The 20171-nt window shown below is 41.5% G+C and carries 21 protein-coding genes and 1 tRNA gene; 7 read left to right on the forward strand and 15 right to left on the reverse strand.

Annotation, left to right across the window (positions count from 1 at the left end):
* Positions 1-37: 37 nt before the first annotated feature.
* On the forward strand, positions 38-811 hold the full coding sequence (locus BUB99_RS04425) for an AMP nucleosidase (protein WP_073119738.1): 774 nt from the start codon (positions 38-40) through the stop codon (positions 809-811).
* Positions 812-877: 66 nt separating this feature from the next.
* Here the strand turns inward: BUB99_RS04425 and BUB99_RS04430 are convergent, their stop codons facing one another.
* The 14 genes from BUB99_RS04430 to BUB99_RS04495 form a co-directional block, all read right to left on the reverse strand.
* Entirely contained in the window at positions 878-2179 is a 1302-nt protein-coding gene (locus BUB99_RS04430; RefSeq protein WP_073119740.1) for an MFS transporter, read from the reverse strand.
* Positions 2180-2236: 57 nt separating this feature from the next.
* The gene (locus BUB99_RS04435; protein WP_073119742.1) at positions 2237-2695 is read right to left on the reverse strand and encodes an ExbD/TolR family protein; all 459 of its coding nucleotides are present in this window, start codon (positions 2693-2695) and stop codon (positions 2237-2239) included.
* 1 nt (position 2696) lies between these two features.
* Positions 2697-3338, reverse strand: coding sequence for an ExbD/TolR family protein (locus tag BUB99_RS04440; protein ID WP_073119744.1), 642 nt, complete (start codon positions 3336-3338; stop codon positions 2697-2699).
* Between the two features lie 4 nt (positions 3339-3342).
* Positions 3343-3660 carry a hypothetical protein gene (locus BUB99_RS04445; RefSeq protein ID WP_073119746.1) on the reverse strand — a complete coding sequence of 106 codons (318 nt, stop codon included), beginning with the start codon at positions 3658-3660 and terminating at the stop codon, positions 3343-3345.
* A gap of 26 nt (positions 3661-3686) precedes the next feature.
* Entirely contained in the window at positions 3687-4538 is an 852-nt protein-coding gene (locus BUB99_RS04450) for a MotA/TolQ/ExbB proton channel family protein (RefSeq protein WP_073119747.1), read from the reverse strand.
* Between the two features lie 77 nt (positions 4539-4615).
* Positions 4616-4703 (reverse strand) — tRNA-Ser (locus BUB99_RS04455).
* Positions 4704-4784: 81 nt separating this feature from the next.
* Positions 4785-5861: an asparaginase gene (locus BUB99_RS04460; RefSeq protein WP_073119749.1), complete on the reverse strand. Its 1077-nt coding sequence runs from the start codon at positions 5859-5861 to the stop codon at positions 4785-4787.
* A gap of 6 nt (positions 5862-5867) precedes the next feature.
* On the reverse strand, positions 5868-6635 hold the full coding sequence (locus BUB99_RS04465; protein WP_073119751.1) for a TatD family hydrolase: 768 nt from the start codon (positions 6633-6635) through the stop codon (positions 5868-5870).
* Positions 6632-7630, reverse strand: a complete 999-nt coding sequence (locus tag BUB99_RS04470; protein WP_073119752.1) for a glycosyltransferase — start codon at positions 7628-7630, stop codon at positions 6632-6634. Before BUB99_RS04470 ends, BUB99_RS04465 begins: the two co-directional genes overlap by 4 nt.
* An 80-nt stretch (positions 7631-7710) precedes the next feature.
* The gene (locus BUB99_RS04475; protein ID WP_073119754.1) at positions 7711-8352 is read right to left on the reverse strand and encodes a polysaccharide deacetylase family protein; all 642 of its coding nucleotides are present in this window, start codon (positions 8350-8352) and stop codon (positions 7711-7713) included.
* The gene (locus BUB99_RS04480; RefSeq protein WP_245816793.1) at positions 8349-9533 is read right to left on the reverse strand and encodes a PP2C family protein-serine/threonine phosphatase; all 1185 of its coding nucleotides are present in this window, start codon (positions 9531-9533) and stop codon (positions 8349-8351) included. Before BUB99_RS04480 ends, BUB99_RS04475 begins: the two co-directional genes overlap by 4 nt.
* A 35-nt stretch (positions 9534-9568) precedes the next feature.
* Positions 9569-9826 (reverse strand): hypothetical protein, encoded by a 258-nt coding sequence (locus tag BUB99_RS04485; RefSeq protein WP_073119758.1) that lies wholly within the window; start codon positions 9824-9826, stop codon positions 9569-9571.
* 17 nt (positions 9827-9843) lie between these two features.
* Complete coding sequence (locus tag BUB99_RS04490) at positions 9844-10935, reverse strand: glycosyltransferase (protein WP_221407484.1); 1092 nt, start codon at positions 10933-10935, stop codon at positions 9844-9846.
* Positions 10935-11879, reverse strand: coding sequence for a lysylphosphatidylglycerol synthase domain-containing protein (locus BUB99_RS04495; RefSeq protein WP_073119762.1), 945 nt, complete (start codon positions 11877-11879; stop codon positions 10935-10937). The genes BUB99_RS04490 and BUB99_RS04495 overlap by 1 nt, the downstream gene beginning before the upstream one ends.
* A gap of 63 nt (positions 11880-11942) precedes the next feature.
* Here BUB99_RS04495 and ruvC point away from each other — a divergent pair, with 63 nt between their 5' ends.
* Positions 11943-12494, forward strand: coding sequence for a crossover junction endodeoxyribonuclease RuvC (gene ruvC / locus BUB99_RS04500; RefSeq protein WP_139280892.1), 552 nt, complete (start codon positions 11943-11945; stop codon positions 12492-12494).
* Here ruvC and BUB99_RS04505 read toward each other — a convergent pair whose 3' ends face one another.
* On the reverse strand, positions 12495-12950 hold the full coding sequence (locus tag BUB99_RS04505) for a CBS domain-containing protein (RefSeq protein WP_245816794.1): 456 nt from the start codon (positions 12948-12950) through the stop codon (positions 12495-12497).
* Between the two features lie 328 nt (positions 12951-13278).
* On the opposite strand from BUB99_RS04505, the gene BUB99_RS04510 reads away from it, so the two are divergent.
* From BUB99_RS04510 to BUB99_RS04530, 5 genes are all read left to right on the forward strand, one after another.
* Positions 13279-14151 carry a sigma-70 family RNA polymerase sigma factor gene (locus BUB99_RS04510; RefSeq protein WP_073119767.1) on the forward strand — a complete coding sequence of 291 codons (873 nt, stop codon included), beginning with the start codon at positions 13279-13281 and terminating at the stop codon, positions 14149-14151.
* 159 nt (positions 14152-14310) lie between these two features.
* Positions 14311-16113 carry a DUF1800 family protein gene (locus BUB99_RS04515; protein WP_073119769.1) on the forward strand — a complete coding sequence of 601 codons (1803 nt, stop codon included), beginning with the start codon at positions 14311-14313 and terminating at the stop codon, positions 16111-16113.
* Between the two features lie 11 nt (positions 16114-16124).
* Positions 16125-17816 carry a DUF1501 domain-containing protein gene (locus tag BUB99_RS04520; protein WP_073119770.1) on the forward strand — a complete coding sequence of 564 codons (1692 nt, stop codon included), beginning with the start codon at positions 16125-16127 and terminating at the stop codon, positions 17814-17816.
* On the forward strand, positions 17785-18666 hold the full coding sequence (locus BUB99_RS04525) for an outer membrane beta-barrel protein (protein ID WP_073119772.1): 882 nt from the start codon (positions 17785-17787) through the stop codon (positions 18664-18666). Before BUB99_RS04520 ends, BUB99_RS04525 begins: the two co-directional genes overlap by 32 nt.
* Before the next feature lie 2 nt (positions 18667-18668).
* Complete coding sequence (locus BUB99_RS04530; RefSeq protein WP_073119774.1) at positions 18669-19865, forward strand: hypothetical protein; 1197 nt, start codon at positions 18669-18671, stop codon at positions 19863-19865.
* Positions 19866-20171 lie beyond the last annotated feature (306 nt).

The raw sequence follows: 20171 nt of genomic DNA on the forward strand, positions 1-20171 counted from the left end.
TTACACACAAACATCAACAATTAATAACCCTGAATCAATGAAAACAAAACAAGAAATAACAGAAAACTGGCTCCCCAGATATACAGGTCTAGAACTAGACGAATTTGCAGAATACATCCTCCTAACTAACTTCTCCAACTACATAGACTTGTTTGCAGAGAAATTCAATGCTCCTATAACTGGAGAAGGTCGCGCGATGCAAACCTCAACGGCCAACAACATCACCATCATCAACTTCGGTATGGGCAGTGCAGTTGCTGCTACCATTATGGATCTACTATCAGCAGTCTCCCCAAAAGCTGTTTTGTTCTTAGGCAAGTGCGGTGGGTTGAAGAAAAAAACACAACTAGGCGACCTTATCCTGCCCATAGCGGCGATTAGAGGAGAAGGGACATCCAATGATTATATGCCCATAGAGATTCCCGCACTCCCTTCATTTAGGCTGCAACGAGCCGTCTCATCTATGATCAAGAAACATGAGTTAGACTACTGGACGGGAACTGTCTACACCACCAACCGCAGAGTATGGGAACATGATAGGAAATTCAAAAAATACTTGAGAAAAATCAGAGCCATGGGCATAGATATGGAAACTGCCACTTTATTCACTGTAGGCTTCATCAACGAAATTCCAAGAGGGGCACTACTACTCGTTTCAGATAACCCCATGACTCCTCAGGGCGTCAAAACAGAGTCCTCTGACAAGCAAGTCACCAGTAATTTCGTGCAAAAGCATCTTCAGATTGGGATAGACTCGTTGATGGAACTAGCCAATTCAGGTGATTCAGTTAAGCACATGCGCTTTGATTAACTAGGATCTCCCCCTTTTTACTAACATATTGGAACTGTAATTCAACCAAACTATATAATCTTGGATTTAAACAGTTCCAGTATATATTTTCTTCTTAAGAAAACCTGAAAAAGAAAGCAGAGCGATTCCAATCACAAAATAAAAAACCAAAACCAATGTACTATTCCGCATAGAGCCTGTGAGGTATTCTACAAACCCAAATGAAAATGTCCCAAAAACAATTGACAGTTTTTCCACCACATCATAGAAACTAAAGAAAGACGTGTTATCAATCGAATTTTCAGGAATCAGTTTTGAGAAAGTAGAACGAGATATAGATTGAATACCTCCCATCACTAACCCCACGACGAATGCCAGCCCATAAAACTCCAAAGCGGTCTGCGTCTGATAAGCAAAAAGACAAACACCTACCCATATCACTAGCATAATCAGTATTGAAATCCCATTATTAAATCGCTTCGAAACAGCTGCAAAAACATAAGCCCCGAGTATCGCTACAATTTGAATGATGACGATCGTAATGATCAACTTATTCGCCTCTAACCTCAATTCCTTCTCTCCAAAAGATGCCGCCAAATGCATGACTGCTTGCACCCCTGTGCTATAGAAAAAGAAAGCAATGAGGTACATTTTAATCGACGGCATGTCTTTTACCCATCGATATACTTTCATAATCTCCTGGTTACCCCTTTTGAACCAACTTTGCTCGTTCTTGGCAGATTTGTCATCAGACGGCAAGTGATAAAAACTGTACTGAGCAAATACCATCCACCACACACCCACCATCAAAAAAGAAACACGCACAGCCGATGACTTCTCTACAAAACCAAATGACTCATACGACATAATGATACCAAAACTAATAACCAACAAGATCACACTACCGATGTAGCCATAAGCATACCCCCGAGCACTTAGCTTATCATACTTATCCTTAGTCGTAATCTCTGGCAAAAAAGCATTATAAAAAACTAAGCTCCCAGAATAGCCTACCCCTGCCAAAACAGACATAATAATACCGTACTCTACGTTATAACCTCGAAACCAATAGAGTGAAAAAGTAGCTATAGAACCTATCGCAGTAAATATCTTAAGAAACATCAGTCTACGCCCTCCTGAATCCGCTATACCAGACAGCAACGGTGAAATAATGGCGACTATCAAAAAAGCTGCTGATACCGAATAAGAATACAGAACCGTATTCGTCATCTGATGTCCAAAAAACATTACCTGCTCTCCTCCAAACACACTTCGCGTGATACTATTAAAATAGATGGGGAAAATAGTAGAAGTAATGACGAGCAGATACGATGAATTAGCCCAGTCGTACATGCACCAAGCATGCGTTAATTTTTTCAATTCTGTCATAACACAGAAAAGCCTCCTCAAAAAGAGGAGGCTTTTAACTTTATATGAGATTTAATATCAATCCAAACGCTTCAAAGAACTATAAAGTACTTTTCTCGCATTCGCTTCTCTTAACTCTTGTTGTACATCAGTCACAATTCCCATTTTGGCTTCCACATCCACCTTCATCGAAATAGTAATCTGATCTCTTTCTACCTCAGACAATTTATCCTTTTCTTGGTTCACAAACCTAACCACGTCTGTAGCCTCAATAAATACATCGTTAACCTGAATCTTTGGTTGTTCACCATATAAATCCACTTTTGTTGGCTTACCGATATAGATATAACTCACTAGAGACTTTCTTTCTAGTTTACTCAACTGAGTAGACTTAGGTAAAGTTTGCTCTACCATGATTGAAGTTTCTCTTAGTACGGTCGTTACCATAAAGAAAAACAACAACATGAAGATAATATCTGGTAGTGCAGCGGTAGGGATTTCCTGCGTCGTGTTAGAATTCTTCTTAAACTTTGCCATATCACCCTCCTATTTTATTTGGTTCCGCGATCGAAATCGCTCTTGGAATACCCTGTCTTGCCTGCTGATACAATTCCTTTTGTTCAGGATCTTTCTTGTCCAACTGAAGAAACTCTTCAGCAGTCAATCCAATTCTCTGACCATAAATTTCATTGTATGCTGCGTTAATCTCATCCAGTACTTGGATATAGAGTTCGTAACTCGTCCCTCTATCCGCCTTGAATGAAACAACAGCTTCACCAGGTTCGTCCGAAGAATTATCCTTCTTTCCTTTACTATTCACATGACTTCTCAGTGAAGCTGGCAAAGAGTTATAGAGTTCTTTTCCCTCTATAGAAGGCTTTCTGAAATTCAGAATAAAATCCTTAATCATACCTCTCAACTCAGTTACGTCTCTCATAGGCTCATCTTCTACTAGAAGTTTGTCCATGGAATTTGCCTGAATCTTAAAGATATTTCTATCGTTTTTCGTCACCTCCGGAGGTGGCTCATTTGGGTCCGGTTTAGGAGGCAAAAGCATCGCTATTCCTTTGTCGTTCGCTATCGTGGTAGTTACCAAGAAGAAAATCAACAAAAGGAAGGCAATGTCTGCCATAGAACCCGAGTTCACCTCAGCGGCCGGTCTATTTTTGCCTTTCGCCATAATATTATTTTATTGCTTTTGAAACTTCTGTGTATACAATCCCAACCAGTGCTAAACCAGTCAAAACGTACATCATAGTCAACAATCCTCCAATAAACTTAGAGAGACTTGGGCTTAAATCTGCATAAGCAGCAGTAACGTCTGAACCAGAAATCGCCCAAGAAATCAAGAATATCACTAGCAATGCTCCCAATCCAGCTCCAGCTTTCACCAAAGATTTAGGGTCACTTACTGAATTAATAATTGGGAAGACAATGGCTGCTAAGCCTGCCAATATTGTCAACGTATACGATATATATAATGCAACATCTATTGAATCCATCTTCTTATTCTTTTAATGTGAAAATCTTATTTAGAAGCAGAATGCTTAACCAAGATATCTATTAAAGAAATAGAAGCGTCCTCCATAGAGTTGACGAGAGAATCAATTTTAGATACAAGGTAGTTGTAAAACAACTGTAGAATAACCGCAACGATCAAACCACCAACTGTAGTCAAAAGTGCAACTTTAATACCACCAGCAACCAATGCAGGAGATACGTCACCCGCCTCAGCGATAGCATCAAATGCACCAATCATACCGATTACAGTACCCATGAAACCAAGCATAGGAGCCAATGAGATGAATAGAGATATCCAAGTCATTCCTTTTTCCAATTTACCCATTTCAACAGAACCATAGGCAATGATTGATTTCTCTACCATTTCGATACCTTCTGACATTCTCATCAAACCTTGTACAAAGATTGAAGCAACAGGACCTTGTGTATTTCTACATACATCCTTAGCAGCTTCTACTCCACCAGCAGCCAATGCGTCTTCTACTTGAGACAAAAGCTTCTTCGTGTTAGTAGTTGCAAGGTTTAGTGTAATAATTCTTTCGATAGCTACAGCCAATCCGAGGATCAAACATAACAATACAATACCCATGAACTCCCATCCACCTGCGATGAACTGTTCTTTTACAATTTGGTGAAAACCAGGTTTTTCTTCAACATAATCTTCTTCAACGACAGCTACCTCTTCGACAACTTCCTCTTGAATCGGAGCTTCTTCGACTGTACTACTATCACCATCTACTAGTTCTGTAGAATCTCCCTGTGACTCGATCATCGAGTCTTCTTCTGTTTGTGCCATTGACTGAAGGTGTCCCAAAGTAAACACACCCGTCATCATCAATAAAATTACTACTCTTTTCATAGTCCAATTTTTAATAAATCTTCAAATAAAGGTTTTAAAAGTTATCTAAATATGCTTTTCCAAATCACTAAATAGCGCGGAGAGGAAGGGATTCGAACCCCCGGTACCCTTGTGGGGTACACTCGCTTTCCAAGCGAGCACCTTAAGCCACTCGGCCACCTCTCCTCTAACTTTTAGTTTTCTCAAAGCGACAAATAAATTACAAATTATTGCTATATGCAAGGAAGTCCTTACAATTTTGGCAAGCTACTCTAATACGGTCAATTCTCCTCGTATTGCGATATTTAGCTTCTGTTTTATTATATCTACGTTCTGCTCTGTGCCTAACAAATGCATTAGCTTGGCTAAGGCTGCTTCGGTCGTAATATCATGTCCACTGATGACCCCTATATCGTCCAGCATCTTGCTGGTCTCATAACGTCCCTGCACCACACTACCCCCCATACACTGGGATACATTGTAGAGAAATATTCCACGAGCAACTGCATCACGAAGCAGGTTGCTCATCCATTCCCATGTCATCATATTACCTGATCCATAGGACTCTATGACTACTCCTCTTAGTCCTTTGATATTCAATATACTCTTCACGACTTCCTGCGTAATCCCTGGAAAAATCTTCAATACCACTACATTAGGATCTAACTTAGGATAGTACTCTAGGCGCTGCTGAGTTTCATGTGGTTTCAAGAAAGATTCATTGAAAACAATCTCCACTCCCGATTCAGCCAAATATGGATAATTCTCAGATTCAAAAGCTGCAAAATTGCTACTCCTTATTTTCTGGGAACGATTGCCTTTTAGTAGATAATAGTTAAAGTAAAGCGCTACTTCATTGACCATCGGTCGCCCTTCATTCTTCTTAGAAGCAATCTCTAATGCGGTAATCAAGTTTTCACGTGCATCAGACCGTGTTGCTCCTATAGGTATCTGTGCGCCAGTTAGTATCACAGGTTTATTTAGCCCCCGAAACATAAAGCTAAGCGCTGAAGCCGTATATGCCATCGTGTCGGTACCATGGAGAATCACAAAACCATCAAATTGGTTATAGTAACTCTTGATGATTTCAGCCATTGCATGCCAATGCTCTGTATTCACATTAGAAGAATCCACAGGTTCTGGAAACGATATCACTGTCAATTTCAAGTCCAAGCTCTGTAGTTCAGGGATTTTCTCAATAACTAGTGAAAAGTTAAATGGGGCCAATGAACCATCTTCGTCATACACCATCCCAAATGTCCCTCCTGTATAAATCAACAGTATTGAAGACTTGGGCGCTTCTGATGAAGTCGCAATATTTATTACTTTATAATTCTTACTCAATTTGGATTATTTGTTGTTCTCAAATATACACATAGCCGTATCAGTAGTCGCCTCTATCACCTCACTTATATCTATATTTCTTTCGTCGGCAATCTTCTGAGCTACCTGACGAATGTAAGCTGGCTCATTCCGTTTGCCTCGATACGGCACAGGTGCCAAGTAGGGACTATCAGTCTCCAAAACCATCTCATGCAACGAAATATTCTGCATCACAGGCTCTAACCCTCCATTTTTGAAAGTCGCTACTCCCCCAATCCCGAGTTTGAACCCTAGATCAATAATGCGCCTAGCCTGTTCTTCGGATCCCGAAAAACAATGAACGATTCCGAATAAACTTGTATTTCGATATGATTCGAGTAGCGTTATCGTCTCCTCCATCGATTCCCTACAATGAATAACAATTGGTTTCTCATACCTAACGGCTAAGTCGGACTGTATTTTAAAAGCTTCCTTCTGCTGCTCAAACAACGTTTTATCCCAATATAAATCTGTCCCCATCTCGCCGATAGCAACAAAATCTCGCTTAGACAACCAATCCTCTACGATATAAAGTTCTTTCTCAAAATCAGCTTTGACCGAACATGGATGCAAGCCTATCATCGGGATACAATACCCTGGATACAGGTGCTCCATCTCTAACATGGCATCTATCGATCCACTATCTATATTGGGCATATATATGCGCTCAACACCTGACTCCTTAGCCTTATCGATCACCTCATCTATATCTTCTTTGAACTGATCTGAATAAATATGTGCGTGTGTTTCTATCATCTGTATTTTCTCCCTTTCCACTCAAATTTTACTGGTAAGACATGCAGTGCAAAAGAAGAAAAATATATCGCTACTTCATATAAATCAATGAAACATATAGAAACAAACCTATTGAATGACAAATTCAATAATTGATTTTTATACAACAGTAACGTTAAGACGAGTGCTTTGGCCAGTATCAAGAGTAGCCATACCGGCTGATAAAAACTCAAAAAAAGCACCAATGGCAAAAACAAAATCTTCACAAAAGCCAATAGACTGTATCGAATTGGCAACTCTACGACTCCTTGCAACCAACGCATACGTTGTTGAATCACACTTTTGAAACTGATCTCGGCTTGAGTGATAGCTATAGCTTCCACATCATCATTTACACGCACCTCACCTCCTAACCGAATCATCGTTCTCATCAATGACACGTCCTCTACCACCGAATCTGGCAATGACTCGAACCTCACAGCCTCTAGCGTTGACTTGCTCAAACACATATTATTGCCCCAAGCAGTAAGGAACATCCCTCTATCGGATAGCCATTTGATCAAGAGTTGATTTGAAACCCAATCTATGGACTGAAACACACTGAACCATCCAGTTTCTCGGACTTTCGTCAGCCCCAATTGCAGCACTTTACCTTCATCCACACCTCTCAGCATTGTACTGACCCATCCTGACGGAATAGACATATCAGCATCCGTAAACAAAAGCATATCCCCTTTAGCTTCTTGGTACATTTTTTTTAAGGTCTGTTGCTTCCCATAGACATCATGATGATAAGAGAATATCCGCCAATGAGACTGTGCATATTCACTAAGGATAGCCAAAGAATCATCATCCGACCCATCATCTCCGATAAGTATTTCAAACTTATCTGTAGGGTAATTCAACTCTTGCAATGACACACATAAGCGTCTCAAATTCGTGGATTCATTTCGAACAGAAATCAATATAGAGACCATCGGGAGCATCTCTTCTTCTACTCCAGACCTCTCTTTCATGCCCCTTTCTGAACTCAATACAATAAGATAGATCAATATGGGTATACACGCGACAACTAAGCTTGTGACTTCTAAAAGACTCATTCCAGCAATTTAAACTGAAAACCTCCGGACTTGGCATATTGAAGATACTTCGGTAAAATTTCACTTAACCGACTGACAGCTTTTTCATTATCATGTAGCACGATAATGTCACCCGCTTGGGTCTTTCTAACCAAAGTATCTAAACAGTCTTGATTAGATTTTTTACTATCAAAGTCTCCAGGCATCAGTGTCCACAGAGATAAAGTATACCCGCTCTTTTGAGCAAAACGCCACTGTCGCCATGTCAACAAACCATAGGGTGGCCGATACTGACACGCCAAATGAGAATCATAAGTCGACAACAGCTTTTCAGTCTGCTGAATTTCGTCCCACCATTCTTCCGTTTTTTGAGTTCGTGCACTGACGTGCTTATAACCATGGTTCGCAATAACATGCCCCCTTGCAACCACCTCCTTCACCAATTCAGGATATTTTTCGGTTTCACTCCCTGACAAGAAAAAGGTAGCCTTAACCTCAAAATCCGCTAATATAGACAGGATAACTGGTGTAGTTCTGGGGTTTGGTCCATCATCAAAAGTCAAGTATAGTTCATCACTCGCCCCCTTTCCTCGCCACAATATCGAAGGCCATAGCCATTGAATAAACCGAGGTATCCGTTGAAAATAAAAAGGAATCAATGAATTGGCTTTTGCTTCACTGCTAGTAGCGTGATATCATCTCTGTATGCTTTACCTTCTCGAAATTCTTCTACCGCTAAAAGCATCTTTTGATTCAGATCTGAGGCAGATTGATCGTGATATTTCGCTACGATTGCCTCTACTTTCTCTTCGCCAAACTCACTTCCGTCCAGATTTTCGGCCTCCGTCAACCCATCCGTAAAACAGAACAGATCAAAGCTATCCACGTCACAAATCACCTCCGTCGCGATGAATGGCAAAGGGTTGAACATCCCTAGAACAGTCGTTCCTTTGGTGAGCATACGCAACTTACCTGTGGACGAAACAAGCAACGGTGGATTATGTCCACAGTTGGCATACCGCAGTTCGTGTGTTTCTCTATTGTATAATGCTACAAAAAACGTGATAAATATATCTGCATTACCAGTTCCATTGAGTTGATAATTCAGCTCCGTGACGATCGTCTCCAAATCATCCGTCTGTCGCACCAATGTCCTCAGAGATGCCTGAAAATTAGACATCATCAGTGCCGCTGGCACACCTTTGCCAGATACATCGGCGATGCATACCATGTATTGATCTGGATCTATCAATACATAATCATAGTAGTCTCCGCCTATATTGTGATGTGGTCGATATACAGCATCTATCTCTAATAGGTCTGATTGGGGCAGTGACTTAGGAAACAAATTTTGTTGTACCTGTTGTGCAATCTCCAACTCTCTCGTCAAAGCCTCTTGTTCGAGTTGTTTTCGAGCCAATTTCTTGTTTTCAATCGCAACGATCAGAATATTGGTAATCGCTTCCAAAAAGGTCGTCGGAGACTTAGAGGATATGCCCACCTTAGATTGAGCCACATCCGCTATGAATACCAGTGCTAATAGTTTTTTCTTGTGTAAAACCGGAATCACATACTCAAAATGTTCGCTTTCTTTGAAGTTCCGGTCGATTGCAGAAGTACGGTCTAGGTTTTCAAATGAGGTGAAAGATATCTGATCACAGATGCTCTTCTGTACCCCAAAAACAACCTTATTTTCCCATTTTTCCTCTAGGACAAACAACGCCAACTTCTTAACCTTAAGGTTGGCAAGTAGCGTAAAGTGGTAGATTTTATAGAGAGAGTCTTCGGGCAGGTTATTATTGATCGCCTCTGTCACTTCTAACAGCGAGTTCAATTCCAATTCCCGTAAGTTTGATGCTATTTCCTTTTCAGAACTCATGTAGTACTCGTATGTGCTTTCAACCCCGTTTTAGTAGCCAAGTAGTGATACTTTCGAAAGTTAATTTCCAAATCCACATCCTTGCTTTCCAACTCCACGTCTGGTTCTTCAAAACACTTAATCCAATCCTTCTTTTGTAATTTGGTAAGTACGGACAATAGTTCATCCTCTTCCATCCCTACACTGGTTTTGAGTTCTTGGAATGAAACCAAAAAATACAATTCATCCAAAACGTCATATTCATGGTCACTCATAATATCTCAGTCAAAGGTCAAATAGGATAGCTTCGACTTCTCCACCGAAACTTCCCAAAATTAGAAGCTATGCCAAAGAATACCACATAAAAGGGATAAATAATTTGGAGACAAAAGACAGTAAAAACAGATAATCTCACGCCTGTCAATGTGCTGGACTTCTTCAAAAACATCCAGTCAGCCAAGAGCTTAACTGCTATACAGCCTATGACCTCCGTCTTGTGATCGAAAAAGAGGTAGAAAGCCAATCCTACAAACAATGCATAAATGGCAAACACAAACAAAGGCATGACCCAAGATAGCAAATCCCTATGGTGCTTCCACTTAGATGCCCAGCGTTTGCGCTGGTAGTAGAACTGTCTAACACTCGCTGGAGGCTCTGTTTCCACTCTACCACCCTCCTCTCCAAGAAAAGCAACTCCATCTGGGTAGAATTTCGTAATCTTCCGGAGCAGAAACTCATCATCACCACTCGCGACATGTTCATTCCCTTCAAACCCAGCCACCTTCTTGAAAGCCTTCTTTCTAAATGAGTAGTTGCAGCCATTAATCATACTCGCTTTCCCTAATACCGAAGTAGCCGCTCCTACCCCGACTAAAGCGGTTAATTCTGTATTGAGCAAATTTGTCCAAAACCCACCTCGGTCAAAATATTTGACAGACCCAAACGCCAGCACTTTTTCCTCTAACAGATTAGTAACATGGTTTTCAACCCATCGTTCCCCTACAACTGTATCACCATCTGTACAAATAACAATATCACCTCGCGCAGCAGCATCCACCCCCATAGTTATCGCTGCCTTTTTACCCGTTTTAGATCCTTCTAGCTTCAACAAACACACCCGATCGTCATCTATCGATGAAACGATCTCCGCTGTCCTGTCTGTAGAGTGATCATCTATGACCAGTACTTCTATGTTGTGATATTTATTAGTCAATATTGACTGAACCGTCCTCTGGATGCAAAACTCTTCATTTCGGACAGGAATCAATACTGTAACCCACTCCTCTGAAGGCTGAGTCTTAGTACTTTTGATCCTGCGTAGTGCATTCATCAGCACCAACAATGCTGTGACATATAACAAAACCACGATTATAAGCCCCAGCATCATGACAATCTAGGTCTAAATCTTGATACATATGCTAAACCTAGCACAGATGGGATCACTATATTAATCAACCACACCACAGCACTACCGACGGATATTAGCATTAAATCAGAAGTAAAAAGAGAGAAAAACAGAACTGCAGAAATCTCCCGCTTCATCAAGTCTCCCAAAATCGTCATATTCGGAATGACAGTTTTGACCAAGAAAACCCAAAAAACGCCTAGCAAAACAACCTGAAAATCCAAACCTATTTCCAGTCCATAAAACACCAAACAGAACTGCACACTAAAAACCGCATATCTTAAAAAAGACAACAACAGGATCGTAACCCACTGCCAAATATCAAAACAAATAAAATACTGATAATACTCCCCTAACCAATCGCTAACACGCTTCCTAGTCAAAAAACCAAGCAGTACCAATGACACCAACCCTACTAAAACCCATTGAAGCCTTCCTGAATCAAACACTTCTACACCCTGCCTCAATAAAAACACAGTAGCCATCCCTCCCAGTACTAGTGTGGGGACCATCTGACTCACTCTTGCCATTGCTAATACAGCAATGGCCTTCATTCTTTGTTCGGGCTCAATATCACCCACACGGACAACTGCATCTCCCAAACCTAGAGGTGTGATCATATTGACTGCTCGACCTGCAAGCACCAATTTCAAAACATCAACAAATTTTCGCTTTACCGAAAACTGAGTCATGTATCTCCATTTATATGCTTCCAATCCTAGATTCAAAGGCAGTAGAACCAGTGCGACCGCCAAATAAGAAATCTCTAAATACTCCCATGAATAAGTTCTCCACACCCCATTCTCCAAACGCAACGCCAAAATCACCAGCACAGTAACGGGCAGCCCCCACCCCCACAATAGCTTGGCTATATTCACCCAAGACTGACGAGCACCTATACTAGTTGATTTCAGAGTTTCCATTAATTGAGCCTTGATTTATAAAAAAGAGGGATCATTTTCTATCTTGCAATGCTATTCAGATCAATGGAAAAAACTAAAGAAAAAATCATATTAGGCATAGACCCTGGTACTACCGTGATGGGATATGGTGTCATATTGGTCACAGGGCAGAAAGTCAAAATATTGCAATTTGGCGTCATCCATTTAACCAAATATACTACTCATGAAATAAAACTCAAGAAAATATACGAACGCGTATCTTCTATCATCGAGGAGTTTCATCCTGATCATGTCGCATTAGAAGCTCCCTTCTACGGCAAAAATGTACAATCAATGCTCAAGCTAGGAAGAGCGCAAGGGGTAGCAATGGCAGCTGCACTCAACCGAGAAATCCCAATCACAGAATATGCACCTAAAAAAGTGAAGCAATCCGTAACAGGAAATGGAAATGCCTCCAAAGAACAAGTAGCAGCCATGCTCAAATCAATATTAAAATTCCAAGATGCGCCCAAACTTCTAGACGCAACCGATGCCCTAGCAGTCGCACTTACTCACCATTATCAGGGCGGTCGAGTGCAGTCCAGTAGCAAAAGCTGGAATGCATTCTTGGCAGACAACCCTAATCGTATAAAGTAACTACCAAGTCGTAGATTTGATTTTTTGAGCAGCTCGCATAATGTCTCTGCGTGATATTTGCCCCTTTAGAACACCATTTTCCGTCACAGGAAATCTCCTAAAATAAGTCGTCAGAAATTCATTCGCACACGACACAACATCAGTATCCATCTCTAGGGTTTTGACATTTTCAGACATGAAATCTTTCACCTTGCCTTTACCACTAGGTATGTTATGATAGGACGATTGCACCAGTACTTTCAAGCAATCTTTTTCTGACAACATCCCTACAAGTTCCCTTTTTTCATTCAGGACTGGCCCGCCAGAAATACGTTTTTTGAGCATAATATCAATAGCCTCTGCAATCTCCATATCAGGTGTAAAAGTCACGAGATCACGCGCCATATAATCTGATATCTTTTCATACTTGACATCTCTTTCTTGCTCTATTTGTACGCCTTTAAAATTCATTACCATAATTGTAGGTTTAAGTGGATGATGATGTTAATAGTACCTATGAGTTTACAGTATTTTGATCTCAAAATCAAGACTTTACATTAAAAGCTTCATTTTAATAGGATTTAACATCTACATTTTGTACTTTGTTAAGATGGGATAGGAAGCCTCTTTTCGAAAGAATGTCTTACCAACTACAATCTAGGCAAGAGATTTAATAAAAATTTAGATAATTCCGACCACCAATTTGATTGAAATCGTATAAAAGGTTAAATTTGCGGGCTTTAAAGCTCATCCCCCACATCAGGGACGACCAAAAAGTCCTAATAATTAAGGAAAAATATATCATATGAGACAGCTTAAGATCACACAATCCATAACTAACAGACGTGAGAGTCACACACTTGAGAAGTACTTTACGGAAGTTAGTAGTGTGCCGATGATTACCCCAGACGAAGAGGTAGAACTCGCACAACGTATCAAACAAGGAGATGATCTAGCTTTAGAAAAATTGGTAAAAGCAAACTTGAGGTTTGTGGTTTCTGTAGCGAAACAGTACCAAAACAGAAGTTTACCACTCAATGACTTGATCAATGAAGGTAACTTAGGCCTTATCAAAGCAGCGAAGAAATTTGACGAAACCAAAGGTTTTAAATTTATCTCATACGCCGTATGGTGGATTCGTCAATCTATTATGCAGGCACTCGCTGAGCAATCTAGAATCGTCAGACTACCGATGAACAAATCTGGTGCAATCAACCAGATTAGAAGAGCATATGCAGAGTTAGAGCAGAAATACGAAAGAGAGCCTACCGAAGAAGAATTGGCAGAAATCTTGGAAATGAAACCAAGTGAGGTTCGAAACACACTCGGTGCTGAGGTAAAGCAAATGTCTATGGACGCTCCTTTTGGGGAAGACGAATCAGGTTCATTGCTTGATGTACTAGAAAACAAAACTACTGGCCCTACTGATGGGCAGATGGTATTCAACGATTCGTTGAAAGTAGAAACCATTAGAGCGCTATCTACCCTGACAGCTAGAGAAAGAGAAGTAGTTAAAATGAGCTTTGGTATCGGGTCTGATAACCCTTTCACCCTAGAAGAAATCGGGGACATCATGGGACTAACCCGTGAACGAGTAAGACAAATCAGAGAAAAGGCGCTCCAAAAACTAAGAGAACCTAACAAAAACCAAAGATTGAAAGAGTTCTGTGCTACCTGATTTTAGGTCACTAAAAAAACATCAATTAAAAAAAACCTCAGCATGTGCTGAGGTTTTTTTATGTGTTAACACATAGATGTAATTATTGCAAGATAAAATATAACAATGAACGCCCGATATTGTTATACTTGTAATCAGAATCACTACAAACAAAGCACTATGCCGTTTACTGCCTTGTCGGGGACATTAGGAAAGAAAAGAGCCGCACACTTATTAAGGAGAGCTTGTACAGGCGCATCTATTACTCAGATTGATGAGTTTGCAAGCCTCACCGCGTCAGAAGCCTACCAAAGACTAACTGCTACCGATCTCCCAAACCCTCTCCCTCCTATTGATACAGAAACAGGCTCGGAGTGGATCACCAATGGCCCCACAGATGCGAATGGAGACAATCTATCTACGCTACTCAATGCATGGATGATCGGACAGATGCTCGCCAGTGATGTCGACGAAACTCAGAAACTCTCTTACTCCTTTCGAGAACGCATTGTCTTTTTTATGCATACACTCTTCACGACAAAGCAAGAGAAGGTCAACAACACAAGGTCTATTTACTACCAAAACGCACTATTTAGACATTATGCATTTGACACTAATGACAGAGAGGTCCCTACACCTAATCCTGATCCCGATTCTACAGAGATATTACCTAACACCATATACCCCGTCAATTTTAAGCATTTGACCAAGAAAGTATGTGTAGACAATGCCATGCTAAAATTCCTTGATGGAAGTCAAAACGTAAAAGGAAGCCCCAATGAAAACTATGCAAGAGAACTACTGGAACTCTACACCATAGGAAGAGGTCTAGAAGGGGATATCCCAGAAACAAACACACCAGGAGATTACATCTATTATACAGAAGAGGATGTACAAGCTGCCGCTAAAGTACTCTCTGGTTTTGACACAGATACCAATGTAGAAAATGGCGCATTCAATAATTTAGATATCGAAACCGAACTCCCACGAGGAGTCATCCGAGGTAGTAACATCGCGACACAGCATGATAACACTGTCAAGACCTTTAGTGCTCGGATGGGAAATGCCACCATACAAGCAGACCCAGAGCTCCTACAAGGCAGTAGTCCTACGGAGGAAAGTGTCCTTGATGAAATCAGTCAACTCATTGACCTGATCTATGACCAAGATGAAACAGCACTTCATATCTGCAGAAGACTGTATCGCTTTTATGTATACCACGAGGTAACTCCCACGATCCAAGCAGGTGTTATTCAAGATATGGCTGATATTTTCAAGGCCAATGATTTCAAATTAGCTCCTGTACTCGAAGCGTTATTTACCTCCGAAGAGTTCTATGGTGGCACAGGTGGCGTAACCGACGATGTGTTTGGTAGTATCATCAAATCTCCACTGGATGTCACGCTGGGATTCACCAAAAATTTCAACATCGCTGTACCTAATTCACAAACTGATACAGCTCGTTTTTACGAATTGACGCGCGCGCTATTAGGAGAAATGGGAGGGCAAGGCATGGATTTTTATGAGCCATTTGAAGTGGCAGGATACTCCGCATACCATCAGTTCCCGCTGTACAATCGCTCATGGATTAGTCCAAACTACCTCACCAACCGGTACAATTTCGTACGCAACCGCATCACCCCTGGTGACCTACAAGACTTAGGAGACATTAGTCCAATTCAATTCGTGCAAAACAATATCCCCGCAGCAGATGCACGAGATGCCAAAACATTAGTCATTTCCTTGATCGAATATTTCCTACCGATGAGTACCGATGCGTCCTTTGATGGTGCATCAACGAGCGAGATGACACAAGAGCGTATGACCTATTTTCTATCGGTGTTCTTAGGCACAATGGATGCTGATCCCGAAGCTGCTTGGACGAGCAACTGGGACAGCCAAACAGACATGGACAAAGCGGACAACCAGCTAGCTAACTTATTCAACGCCATGCTACAGTCTCCAGAATATCAATTGATGTAATCTCTCTGAGTATGAAAAGAAGAAACTTTATCAAGAAACTTGGTTTTGCAGCTGGCGCCCCTATTGCATTTCAAGGGGTGCCGCTTCAAATCCTCGCTGCGCAGCAAGAGTTCCAAAACCTAGCTGCACAAAGCACCAACGACAATGTACTCATCATACTACAGATGCATGGAGGTAATGACGGTCTGAATACCGTCATCCCTATAGAAAAATACGACCAGTATTATAGCAGAAGAGCTAACATCGCCATCCCATATAAATCTGGTAGTCGTACACTCATCCCATTAGACAGCACGGTAGCATCTGCGGATCAGGTCGGTCTTCACCCTGACATGAATGGCTTCAAAGACCTCTACGACAAAGGAAAGGCGGCTATTTTTCAAGGTGTGTCATACGAAAACAACAATGGATCTCACTTTAGAGGTAGAGATATACAATTGATGGGTGGAGGGTCTGACGACTATTTTTCATCTGGATGGATCGGCCGCTATCTTAATCACGAATATACCCCTCTCAAATACCCTGAAGAATTCCCTAACGACACCATGCCTGATCCATTAGCACTGGAAATGGGTAATGACGTATCTCTTCTTTTCCATCAAGAAGGCAACATTCCTACATCAATCTCTCTACCAGGCAACCCAGAAGGATTTGCCAATTTGATAGAAGGGCTGGACGGGTTTACTGACGAAGGATTAGATCCTAGAGGTACACCTCCTGATTTTTTGAATTCCAGCCCTTATGGTAAAGAAATGGACTGGCTACTGAGTTTGGAGGACAAGTCAGAAACCTACATCAAGCGACTTGCTAAAGTATATGAACCGACTAAGGAAAGTGAAGTAGACTATCCAGAAAAATACCCTTACGGAGATTCTAAAAACCACCTAAGTTCTCAACTAAAGCTAATTGCTCGATTATTAAGTGGGGGACTCAAAACCAAAGTATTCTTGGTCAAAATCGGTGGGTTCGATACCCATGCAGATCAAACAACCTCTTACGATCCTACTTTGGGGTCGCATGCTGCACTGCTCTATCACATCAGCTCGGCTATGAATGCCTTTGACGCAGACCTCAGAAGCAGAGGATTGTCAGAACGCGTCATGTCAGTAACCATGTCCGAATTTGGCCGCCGAATCGGATCTAACGGATCATACGGTACAGATCACGGAACTGGCGGGCCAGTCATGATGTTCGGCGCGGGTGTCAATGCTGGTATCTATGGTACTAACCCAGACTTAGATAATCACAATGTCAACATGCAGTTCGATTACCGACAGCTCTACGCCAACCTCCTACATGAGTGGATGGGTGTGGATCAATCTGTAATCCAAAATGACATCTTATTCGGAGACTTCATCTCAGGGCCAAGCCATGACGGTGGCACCTACGAGCCACTTGATCTAATCAAAGAAGTAATCACAGGAACGGACAGCTACGTAAAGAGCATGTTCCAGATAGAGTCCATCTACCCTAACCCTGCAACGAATTATGTCCAAGCCATAGTGATGGTCAATGATACACAAAATGTTAATTTTGAAATGATCGATTCGTCAGGCAGAGTAGTACGCTCTACGAGACGTCTCATCACGCCAGGCAAGCATACGATCACTTTTCAGCTCACGAATATGATGCCTGGATTTTACTTTATCAAAGCTAAATCACCTAAACTCAATGATACGAAACGCCTTTTTGTTCGCAAGTAAAGCAGCACTAATCGCTGTTCTACTCCTGTCTAGCCAGTCCGTGCTAGCGCAGCGCAATATGAAGCCAAGATTGCCTGGCTCTGAATACCAAAACTTCCTCAAGACACAATGGTGGCTAGGGTTGAAGTTTGGTGCCAATTTCACCCAACCCAATCCTAAAGACAGATACTCATCGGTAACGCCGATCAACTACGACACGGAGCTTTTAGAAAAAACCTACGAGAATTTCAGCCAACCAGGAGTGTTAATAGGCTTGGATTTATCCTTCTACCACAAGGGGGTATCTGTTGCCATTACACCTGTATTCAAGCAAATAGGGTATCACTACAAAAGTAACTTAGAGTGGACTGGAGATCTGGATACAGAAACTTTCGAGACTGAATACAGCATAAAGCAAACAGCAAGTTTCATCGAGCTACCTATTTCTCTCCGCTATGAGATAATCAAACAAGGCAAGCTACGCCCCTACATCATGGCCGGGTTTCAATATTCTTTCGCACTCTATGCGAACAAAAAAACGGACATCAAACACACAGACTATATCACCGGTACTCCACAAACCTATGATGGTGGGTCTGTCACGGTAGATGTCAAAGAAGAATTCCAGAACTATTATGGTGCGCTCGCCGGACTCGGCTTTGGGTGGGATGTAGGCAATATCCGAACGGTATTAGAGGTCTCTTATGCCTATGGCCTGAGTTCCATCACCGATACCGACAAACGCTACAGCGAAAACGATCTCGTATCACTCGGCGAGTCTAATGACGAAACGAATATCAATGGTATCAATGCATCTCTTAGTGTCATATTCCCACTACGATACATTGACAACACCTTCTCCTCTCGATAACAATGAAAAACCTAGTATACGCCCTCTTCTTGCTAATCATCCTTGCTGCATGTAAAGACGATGAAATCGATCCTAAAACATCCTTCACCAAAATATACGACAGCTTCAGAAGCGACCAGAGTTACTACCCGATAGATATAGTCGCTACCGAAACGGGTTTTTTGGTTCTCACCAGTCAATCACTAAAAAACACAGATGATGACCGCAATTACTCAGGTGTACAACTCATAGAACTGGACGAAGAAGGAAACTACGTAGCAGAAACCACTCTTAATGCAGAACAATATGACTCACCAATCGGTGACTTCATGACCATAGATGACATGTATTACTTCGTGATGATGGACAACAACAAACGAGCACAGCTTGCCAGTGTTGGTAGCAGCATCGAAAGTCTCGTCATCACCCCACTGAGCAATGGACTTACTTGGCCTCTCGCCGCAAGCCTCAGCACCAATGACAACATCATCCTACTGAGTTTTGATGGGACGGATCAAACCATCATTAGTTTGGTCAACCTCGACGGTACTGCTACGACTAACGCTGCCTACTCTATAGGAACCAACAATGACATAGCAGCCGTGATATTTGATCATTTTACTGATCCAGAGCGGTATGGATTACCATTCTTTTGTGGGCAACTCAGCGAGACGACCTACTACTTCAATGGCATCTATGACCACACGCTGTCTCTCGTATTTACTAACCTAGGGCAAAACCCAACAGGCGTCTGTCAAGGACAAGGAACCGATGGTGGACTCACTGCGCTACTCCCCTTGCCGTCTGGCGGCTACTCATTGTTTGGTTATCAGTTCAATGACAACTTCATACAGCCCAACCAGGCTATCGCAAATGATGTGGTGACATCTAGTATCAACTTTATGAATGTCCCCTTCTCGGAATACAAATCTAGAACGCCTGCAAACATCGTGAGTTATGAGCGCAATGGTACCATGTATTCTGTGATAGCAGCCGAAACGCAATCTCGTCAAATTGCGCTCAATGTATTTGACATAGCCACTTCAGAATCAGTTGGCGTATTAAAAATAGGAAATATCAATCCATACACCCTCTCCTCCATCAAGGTAGATGAGGACAATAATCTACTCGTGCTAGGTACAACATTGGTGTCAGGTCGTTTCCCTAGAGTGTTCTTTAAAAAAATATCTGAAAAAGAAATGAGTGATTTGATCCAATAAAATTGATTCTTATATGATGCTTTTAAACCTGAATGAAATGTTTCAATTCAGGTTTAAAAGTTAAAAGAAGATAGATGATCAATGTACTAAACAGCATTTTACTAGATGTAAGATTTTAACCCATTGGGTTAAGCTATAACTGACATTAAGCTCCAAAGAAAACCCAACTCCTATTAACAATTACGCATTTCCCTATTGACTCCCAGTCATACTATTTATAAAAATAGTACAATTACCATAAATCACACCTACCGCTTCCGCCTCACTCCAAAAAGAACCTCTACTTTTTCTTACCCCGAAACACAA

Origin of the sequence: Reichenbachiella agariperforans, from assembly GCF_900142205.1 — a bacterium.
Taxonomy (GTDB): Bacteria; Bacteroidota; Bacteroidia; order Cytophagales; family Cyclobacteriaceae; genus Reichenbachiella; species Reichenbachiella agariperforans.